Source organism: Pseudopedobacter sp. (genome assembly GCF_040392825.1).
Classification (GTDB): Bacteria; Bacteroidota; Bacteroidia; order Sphingobacteriales; family Sphingobacteriaceae; genus Pseudopedobacter.
Genome location: NZ_JBEBVH010000188.1, coordinates 1 through 8,079, shown reverse-complemented (window position 1 = coordinate 8,079; position 8,079 = coordinate 1). Strand labels below are relative to the sequence as shown.

Below are 8,079 nucleotides of genomic sequence, written 5' to 3'. Positions count from 1 at the left end.
ACGGCTTGTTCCCATGTTACACCAACTACAGGATAGTCCTGATAAGCCGGATGTCTTAAGTAGTTGCTTACGTAGGGTTCGTTATAAGCCAAAGGGCTTCTCCATACCAGTGTATCAGGAAGTGCTTCATAATACCATCTTGGGTCTTCGGCAACTTCTCTAATCCAGTTTAGATACTCTAACCAGTCAACATTGGCAACTTCTGTTTCATCCATATAAAAAGTAGGTACAGTAACTCTCTTTTTCGGTGAAGTATGGTCAAAGCCGATATCATCTATAGTTGAGCCTCCCATTACAAAGGTTCCACCTTCTATATGAACTAATCCTGGCCCGGGAGTAGGTTTTGTTTTTGCCATAACCTGCAGGGAGCCTGGTCTTTTGTCATTGTACAGTGCCCCGGTTTTTCCTGACACTTTGGGTGCAGAAGAGGATTTTTTATTACAAGACGTAGCCACACAGGAAACAGTAATACATGCTATAAAATAAGCAATGATATTTTTCTTCATTCTATTTTCCAATTTGAAAGCCTAAAATTAATAAATTATATTAATTGGGCATTAATTTTAAACTTTAATCTTCACATTATCAAGTCTGGTAAGACTGGCTTAGATTACGAAAATCAGGCAATTAAGTTACAAAATATTGAAAATATAAAATGCTTTTTTATTTTTAGAGAGTTGAAATCTTACTTAGGAGTTTTTGACTCAATTTGGTTTAGTTAGATTCTTTTTGAAAATTTAAATATAAAGGTTTAAAAAAGAATAAAAAGTTATAGTTTTATAGCATGAAGAAAAAGAAATATTTCTCCTTATTTGTAGGTTTTTTTGTGAGTTTCGGCGTAAATCAGGCCGTTGGGCAAGATGTTAGTTCGGATGGTAGGACTGGTAACATTGTTTCTACAGGAGTACCTTTTCTTCTGGTGGCACCCGACGCAAAAGCAGGAGGAATGGGTGAAGTTGGTGTGGCAACAGCTCCGGATGCCAATGCTATACATTGGAACCCATCCAAGTTGGCCTTTTTAAAAGATGCCTATGGTATTTCCGCAAGTTACAGTCCATGGATGCAAAAGTTTGTTCCTGATATTAATATCGCTTATTTAAGCGGTTACTATCGGTTAGATGAAAGAAATGTGCTTGGAGGTTCATTGAGATATTTTTCTTACGGAGATATTGAAATGAGGACCGGGCCAAATGAAACGGATAAGACAGGAACATATAACCCAAATGAATTATCTGTAGACGCGTCTTTAGCGAGAAGTTTTGGTAATAATTTCTCCTTAGGTACAGCAATTAGGTTTGTGTACTCCAATTTAACCAGTGGTATGGTGAATACGGGAAGCCAAAATAGAGCAGGTACGGCTTTAGCAGCTGATGTATCTGGTTATTACAGAAGCGATAAAAAGCCGTTTTTAGATAAAGAAGCTACTTATACAGCAGGAGTCAATATTTCTAATATCGGAACAAAAATATCTTATACAGATGCCGGACCAAAATATTTTATGCCTACCAATTTGAGATTGGGTGCGGGTATTACCTATCATATAGATGATGAAAACGATTTTACATTTACTGTAGACGCAAACAAATTGTTAGTACCTTCAGACCCAAATAGTACCAAGTCTGTTCCGGCAGGGATTTTTGGCTCTTTTGGTGATGCTCCGGGAGGCTTTTCCGAAGAATTGCAGGAGGTAAATTTTGGATTTGGAGCAGAATATTTTTATAACAAGCAATTTGCAATAAGAGCCGGTTATTTTTACGAAAATCCAAATAAAGGAAATCGTAATTATTTAACACTTGGTGCGGGACTTAAGTATAATATAGTCAATATAGATATGGCTTATATTGCGGCAAATACACAAAAATCGCCTTTAGCGCAAACGTTAAGATTTTCTTTATCTCTTAACTTTGCCGAAGTTGCTGAGGCGGTTAAAAAATAAGAAATTTAGTATATTAAAAGGACTTGATGATTAATCATCAAGTCCTTTATGTTTTTATTGGGGTAATAATGAATAAAATCTTACTTGGTTTATTTACTTCTCTTGTCATTTGTTTTGGTACAAAAGCAAAAACTGCCAACGATAGTCTGTATGTCGGTTTAAAAAACGGAAGAATCATTAAAGCGAAAACACTGGAATTAAAGTCTCCGTTATTCTCAGAATCTTATTTACTGGTGAATGAAACGGAAAAATATAAGATAAATACAGTGAAATTTTATAGAGACCTGGAAGGTTATTTTCTTAATGACCCGTTGGGCAGTAGTGGCGAGCGTTTCTATAAAAGGGAGTTCCAAGGGAAAATAAGCTTATATTCTAAAACATATTATAACCAATCTGGTATGGGAATGGGAAGATTTGGAGGAAATACTTTTGGAGGAGGAACGATGTATACGGGAGGAATAATAACCAGCAATAAGGTGGAGTTTATACAAAAGGGAAAAGGGAATTTGGAAAAATTAAACTATAAGAATCTTTACGCTGTCACGAGTGATAATGCGGAATGCGCTGAGTTATTAAGAAAGATTAAAAATCTGAATACTTTTAGTGCTATTTCTTATGGTTCCGGTGCTGCTTTAATTCTTTCCGGAGCTATTCATACAGCGAGCCTAAACAAAAACTCGGGCCCACCGCCGTATCCAGATACGGACATAAAATTTTCTCCAATGTTAATTGCGGGATTGGTAGCAGTTATCGTCCCTTCTTTTACTATAGGTTCGAAAAAGAAGAAAATGCTAAAGGTAATAAGTATTTATAATCAATAAAATGAAGATTAAAGTTGGCTTTGGGTTTGATGTGCATCAATTAAAAGATAATCATCCGTTTATTGTTGGTGGTGTTAAATTAGAGCACCATAGGGGTGCATTCGGCCATTCGGATGCAGATGTATTGGCTCATGCTATTTGCGATGCACTTTTAGGTGCGGCAAATTTGGGAGATATTGGTCATCATTTCAAAAATACGGATGAAAGATGGAGGGGAATCAGCAGCCTTATTCTTCTGACAAAGTGTGTAGAACTGATCGGAGAAAAGGGTTTTAAAGTGGGAAATGTAGATGCTATGCTTTGTTTAGAAGCCCCGAAAATTAAACCATATATAAATGAGATGAAGGCAAATATTGCTAAAGCAATGGGATGTGATGTTGAAGATATTTCTATAAAAGCAACCACAGGGGAAACGATGGGTTTTGTTGGCCGCGAGGAAGGAGTAGTTGCTTATGCAACTTGTTTAATACAAAAAGACTAAAAATAAAAAGTCCGGTATTCACCAGAATCCGGACTTTTTTATATTCAACATTTGTTATTTTTTCTCGTTCTGAATGTTGGAGAAATCCGCAGCACATTTGCCGCAATTACTTGCACATCCCTTTTTTGCAAAAACAGATCTGTATACTAACCTGGAAATGTAGAATACAGCCAGTGCGAAAATAGCGAAGACTAAAATAGTTTGCGTATCCATAATAAGTTCAAAATTAAGCCTTTGTTTAGAGTGTTATGTCATAAAAATTTAAAAAGGCAAATATTATTTTTCCAAATTTCTTCGTATCTTTGCGCAAAATTTTTTAAGCAGTTCTTGCATGCAAAACATTAGAAATATAGCGATTATCGCTCACGTTGACCACGGTAAAACTACAACGGTTGACAAAATCTTACACACTTGCGAAACATTCAGAGACAACCAGGAAACAGGAGAATTAATTCTAGATAATAACGACTTAGAGCGTGAAAGAGGGATTACAATCGTTTCTAAGAACGTTTCTGTTAGATACAAAGATGTAAAAATCAATATCATTGATACTCCGGGCCACGCGGATTTTGGTGGTGAAGTAGAACGTGTATTGAAAATGGCAGATGGGGTTTTATTGCTTTGTGACGCTTTTGAAGGTGCTATGCCTCAAACTCGTTTCGTAACGCAAAAAGCTTTAGCTTTAGGTCTGAAACCTATTGTTGTTGTAAACAAAGTAGATAAAGAAAACTGTCGTCCGGAAGAAGTATATGAACAAATATTTGATTTGTTCTTCAATCTGGGAGCAACAGAGGAGCAATTGGAATTCCCTGTTATTTACGGATCTTCTAAAAACGGATGGATGAGCACAGATTGGCAAAAACCAACTGATAATTTCTTCCCCTTATTAGACACAATTTTAGAGCATATTCAACCAGCTCCTTTTAAAGAAGGAACGTTGCAAATGCAAATCACTTCTTTAGATTATTCTTCGTTCGTTGGTCGTATAGCTATCGGTAGAGTAGCAAGAGGTACCATAAAAGAAAATCAACCTGTTTCTTTGGTAAAAAGAGATGGTTCTGTTGTAAAATCAAGAGTTAAAGAGCTTTATACTTTCGAGGGTTTAGGTAAAATTAAAGTTTCCGAAGTAAAATCAGGTGATATCTGTGCCGTTGTTGGAATTGATGGATTTGATATTGGTGATACGATCGCTGATTTCGAAAACCCCGAGCAATTGGAAGTTATTTCAATTGATGAACCAACAATGAACATGTTGTTCACGATTAACAACTCTCCTTTCTTTGGAAAAGAAGGAAAATTTGTTACTTCTCAAAAATTGAGAGAACGTCTTTATAAAGAGTTAGAGAAAAACCTGGCATTGAGAGTTGTGGAAACAGACCAACCAGATGCCTACCTGGTTTACGGAAGAGGTATTCTTCACTTGTCGGTATTGATTGAAACGATGCGTCGTGAAGGTTACGAGCTTCAGGTAGGTCAGCCACAGGTAATTGTTAAAGAAATTGACGGCAGAAAATGTGAGCCAATAGAAGTTTTAACTGTAGACGTTCCCGGAGATGTTTCTGGTAAAGTAATCGAATTGGTAACTCAACGTAAAGGTGAGTTATTGATTATGGAGCCGAAAGGTGATTTACAACATTTAGAATTTGAAATTCCTTCTCGTGGTATTATCGGTTTGCGTAATAACGTCTTGACAGCAACTGGAGGCGAAGCAATTATGGCGCATCGCTTTAAAGATTACGAGCCATGGAAAGGATCAATCCCTGGACGTTCAGCAGGTGTGTTAATTTCTATGGATAAGGGACAAACAACAGCTTATTCTATTGATAAATTACAAGATAGAGGTCGTTTCTTTGTGGAGCCGGGAGTTGATGTTTACGAAGGGCAGATTGTTGGTGAGCACATTCGTGACAACGATTTAGTTGTAAACCTGGTAAAAGGAAAGCAATTGACAAATATGAGAGCTTCTGGTTCTGATGACAACGTTAGAATTGCTCCGGCTATTAAATTCTCTTTGGAAGAGTGTATGGAATATATTCAGGCAGATGAATATATCGAGGTAACTCCACAAAGTATTCGTTTGAGAAAAATATACCTGACTGAAAACGAGCGTAAGATTAACGCTAAAAGATTCACGACAGAATAATTATTTATGTAACGATATCGTTTATGAAGAGTCGGGGAATTTTCTCCGACTCTTTTTATTTTTGTTGAATATGAAAAGAAATAGATTTTTACTATTCATTCTTTTGGGCGTGGTTGTAATTATTGTTTGGAACTTCCTAAGCCAGCCCGGAGTGAAAGACCTCAAAGGAGATTTTAGAGAGATTTCTTTTATTAGGAATGAACAAAATGATGGTCCGGTTATTCGGGTATATGCAGTATCTGTTTCTGGAGAGTACTGGGACGAAATGCAGCAATACGGAGATTTTATGCCGCACACTAAATATGGAAATACAAAAGTTTATTTCTTTAAAGATAGCGGGGGCCTACCATCAACATTAAACTTGCTGGAACCACAGGTTCCGCAGGAATTTCAGTCTGATTGTTTGGCGGTTTACGAAAAAGATGGGATGAGTCAGGTTAGTTTCAGAAAATATCCGTTTAAATAAAAGCTCCATGAAAAAAGCATTTCTTTTTATCACATTAATGGTAATTTTCTTTTCTGCTGCAGCACAAAATGTGACATCTAAAATTTATAATCCAACTGCTGATGCGCAAAAGGATTTAGAAAATGCAATTGTAAAAGCTAAAACAGAAAGCAAGAATGTTTTTATACAAATTGGAGGAAATTGGTGCGTTTGGTGTTTACGGTTTAACGAATTGGTGAATGCGGATAAAAATCTGAATAGTTTACTTAACGACAATTTTGTTGTTGTACACCTGAATTATAGCAAGGAAAATAAAAATGAAGCTATATTAAAACGATTGGAGTTTCCGCAGCGTTTTGGTTTTCCCGTTTTTGTAATTCTGGATCAGAACGGGAAAAAAATACATACACAAAACTCGGCTTATTTAGAGTCGGGTAATGGACATGATACGGAAAAAGTGTCCAACTTTTTGAAAGCGTGGATACCTAAAGCTTTAGACCCAAAAAATTATACAGATTAATTTTTTGCTACAAAACTTCGGATTTCATTTTCTGCCTCAAGAACAATTTCTTCGATGGGTTTATCAGCAGGTTCTATTGACGGTAGAACTGTGAATTTCAAATGATGGAATGGACTTAAAGGAAAATAACCGTATTTATTCATTTTCCAGGAGTTTTCGATAGCAATTGGAACAATTAAAGAATTTGGAGCTCTTTTTAATAAAGTAGCAATTCCACCGACATGGAAAGTTTTCATAACGCCAGTTTTTGACCGGGTACCTTCCGGGAAAATCACAGCACTCCAGTTGTTTTTTTTCATTCTTGTGCCCAAACCCGCAATTTCTACAATACTTTGCTTAGAGTCTTTGCGATCTATATTTGCGCCACCGCCGTATTTTAAGTTAAAGGATATAGAAGGAATACCTTTTGTTAATTCTATCTTCGAAATAAATTTTGCATGATATTTTCTCAGAAACCAGATCAACGGCGGAATATCATACATACTCTGATGATTTGCAACAAAGATAATCGGGCGTCCTGTTGGTACATGTTGCTCATCTGTAAATGAAACACGGCAACCTAATACATAGTAAGTACTGATTAGAAAAGCATTTAAAATGTCTACTGCATGCTTATGGGCTGTGTAGCCACCCAATTTCAAGGAAAGCCATTGTATTGGCTGAAAAATAATCAGCACTAATAAGAAATACAGGTAGTGTAAAATGCTTAAAATATATCCGAAAAACTTATTCATATGTTTACAATGGGCACAAATTTAAAATAAAAATCATTAAGCACAGCGTGTGCAAGGACCGGGAGATAGATTTTTATTTTGAGAACTTTGTATGCTTTGCTGTTTTAAAATGAAAGATCATAATATCTAAAAGTACTTCTCGAGCTTTAATCCGTAACTAAATAATTGATTTTCTCTTTTTGTTCTGGAAATTTTATTAAAGGTATATTTGGTTTCAAAAGAAAGCCAATTTGTCAATTTAATACTTAAACCGTTGTTGGATTTGATGATGTAATCGGCCTTTTTATCCAGAGAATTCTGGATAAAACTGGTGCTTTGCAGGGTGAAAATTTTATTAATAACAAATTTAAAAGACAGTCTGAACGAGTTTCTCCATGTGCTGTAAATTTCCTGAGTGTTGTCTGTAAGCATAATATCACTTCTGTCAAAAAGAATCCCGTCGCTGATATTTAATTTTTGGTTGTTTTTGTTGATGATATTATAGGCGAGCCCCACTCCTGTTAATAACTGATTGTTAATTTTTAATGAATAACTTGTGTTATAATTTGCCAGCCCCCAATAATATAAATTGGAAGCTTTTCTGTTGTAGATATTGAAATCCAGCGTTGTTGAAAAGTCGTTGTTACTTAACTTTTGGTTTTGCTTTCCATAAATCCAGTTACTGTAAAAATTAGATTCGATAGCTTCTTTTCTTATCTGAAATTGAAAACCATTGTTTAGCAAATAAGAACTGCCATCCTGGGTTTTATTAATGGAACCCGAAGACACGAAATTTATATAATACTTCGTACTGTCATTAAACTGCGAAAAGCCAATTTTAGTAAGTAGTATCAATGGTAAAGTGTAAAAGAATCTAAGCATTTTATACAAAACTCTGCGCCTTTTTATTTCTCTTTCGGATTTAGTCTGATATAATAAGGTTTAGGTAATGTTTTTGTTTTCGATAATTCTAAAGAACTCATCCCGGTAGGTGTCTCCAACTGGGATAATCTTATCTGC

Annotated in this window: 10 protein-coding genes; 6 read left to right on the top strand and 4 right to left on the bottom strand. The window is 35.7% G+C overall.

The genetic code is table 11. The features are described from left to right. Positions 1-506: SUMF1/EgtB/PvdO family nonheme iron enzyme (locus ABWO41_RS12990; protein WP_353138649.1), on the bottom strand; the 506-nt coding region annotated here is incomplete at its 3' end. 278 nt (positions 507-784) lie between these two features. Between ABWO41_RS12990 and porV the strand changes: the two genes are divergently transcribed. The 3 genes from porV (at position 785) to ispF (ending at position 3,238) form a co-directional block, all read left to right on the top strand. Then, positions 785-1,936 (top strand): type IX secretion system outer membrane channel protein PorV, encoded by a 1,152-nt coding sequence (gene porV, locus ABWO41_RS12985; RefSeq protein WP_353138646.1) that lies wholly within the window; start codon positions 785-787, stop codon positions 1,934-1,936. A 68-nt stretch (positions 1,937-2,004) separates the two neighbouring features. Continuing rightward, positions 2,005-2,757 (top strand): hypothetical protein, encoded by a 753-nt coding sequence (locus tag ABWO41_RS12980; protein ID WP_353138643.1) that lies wholly within the window; start codon positions 2,005-2,007, stop codon positions 2,755-2,757. A 1-nt stretch (position 2,758) separates the two neighbouring features. Then, the gene (gene ispF / locus ABWO41_RS12975) at positions 2,759-3,238 is read left to right on the top strand and encodes a 2-C-methyl-D-erythritol 2,4-cyclodiphosphate synthase (RefSeq protein WP_353138640.1); all 480 of its coding nucleotides are present in this window, start codon (positions 2,759-2,761) and stop codon (positions 3,236-3,238) included. Between the two features lie 54 nt (positions 3,239-3,292). On the opposite strand, the gene ABWO41_RS12970 is transcribed toward ispF, so the two are convergent. Continuing rightward, complete coding sequence (locus ABWO41_RS12970; RefSeq protein WP_353138637.1) at positions 3,293-3,451, bottom strand: FeoB-associated Cys-rich membrane protein; 159 nt, start codon at positions 3,449-3,451, stop codon at positions 3,293-3,295. A gap of 118 nt (positions 3,452-3,569) precedes the next feature. On the opposite strand from ABWO41_RS12970, the gene typA reads away from it, so the two are divergent. From typA to ABWO41_RS12955, 3 genes are all read left to right on the top strand, one after another. Further along, positions 3,570-5,381: a translational GTPase TypA gene (typA, locus tag ABWO41_RS12965; RefSeq protein WP_353138634.1), complete on the top strand. Its 1,812-nt coding sequence runs from the start codon at positions 3,570-3,572 to the stop codon at positions 5,379-5,381. Between the two features lie 70 nt (positions 5,382-5,451). Further along, positions 5,452-5,847 (top strand): hypothetical protein, encoded by a 396-nt coding sequence (locus tag ABWO41_RS12960; RefSeq protein ID WP_353138631.1) that lies wholly within the window; start codon positions 5,452-5,454, stop codon positions 5,845-5,847. Between the two features lie 7 nt (positions 5,848-5,854). Then, positions 5,855-6,346 carry a thioredoxin family protein gene (locus tag ABWO41_RS12955; protein WP_353138628.1) on the top strand — a complete coding sequence of 164 codons (492 nt, stop codon included), beginning with the start codon at positions 5,855-5,857 and terminating at the stop codon, positions 6,344-6,346. Here ABWO41_RS12955 and ABWO41_RS12950 read toward each other — a convergent pair. Both ABWO41_RS12950 and ABWO41_RS12945 read right to left on the bottom strand, forming a co-directional pair. Next, complete coding sequence (locus tag ABWO41_RS12950; RefSeq protein WP_353138625.1) at positions 6,343-7,080, bottom strand: lysophospholipid acyltransferase family protein; 738 nt, start codon at positions 7,078-7,080, stop codon at positions 6,343-6,345. The genes ABWO41_RS12955 and ABWO41_RS12950 overlap by 4 nt on opposite strands. A gap of 126 nt (positions 7,081-7,206) precedes the next feature. Continuing rightward, positions 7,207-7,941 carry a DUF481 domain-containing protein gene (locus tag ABWO41_RS12945; RefSeq protein WP_353138622.1) on the bottom strand — a complete coding sequence of 245 codons (735 nt, stop codon included), beginning with the start codon at positions 7,939-7,941 and terminating at the stop codon, positions 7,207-7,209. Between the last annotated feature and the right edge of the window lie 138 nt (positions 7,942-8,079).

What these genes read in the sequence shown, in the direction of transcription:
- porV (WP_353138646.1), top strand. Translation starts at nt 785, where the DNA reads ATGAAGAAAAAGAAATATTTCTCCTTATTTGTAGGTTTTTTTGTGAGT.
- ABWO41_RS12980 (WP_353138643.1), top strand. Translation starts at nt 2,005, where the DNA reads ATGAATAAAATCTTACTTGGTTTATTTACTTCTCTTGTCATTTGTTTT.
- ispF (WP_353138640.1), top strand. Translation starts at nt 2,759, where the DNA reads ATGAAGATTAAAGTTGGCTTTGGGTTTGATGTGCATCAATTAAAAGAT.
- ABWO41_RS12970 (WP_353138637.1), bottom strand. Translation starts at nt 3,451, where the DNA reads ATGGATACGCAAACTATTTTAGTCTTCGCTATTTTCGCACTGGCTGTA.
- typA (WP_353138634.1), top strand. Translation starts at nt 3,570, where the DNA reads ATGCAAAACATTAGAAATATAGCGATTATCGCTCACGTTGACCACGGT.
- ABWO41_RS12960 (WP_353138631.1), top strand. Translation starts at nt 5,452, where the DNA reads ATGAAAAGAAATAGATTTTTACTATTCATTCTTTTGGGCGTGGTTGTA.
- ABWO41_RS12955 (WP_353138628.1), top strand. Translation starts at nt 5,855, where the DNA reads ATGAAAAAAGCATTTCTTTTTATCACATTAATGGTAATTTTCTTTTCT.
- ABWO41_RS12950 (WP_353138625.1), bottom strand. Translation starts at nt 7,080, where the DNA reads ATGAATAAGTTTTTCGGATATATTTTAAGCATTTTACACTACCTGTAT.
- ABWO41_RS12945 (WP_353138622.1), bottom strand. Translation starts at nt 7,941, where the DNA reads ATGCTTAGATTCTTTTACACTTTACCATTGATACTACTTACTAAAATT.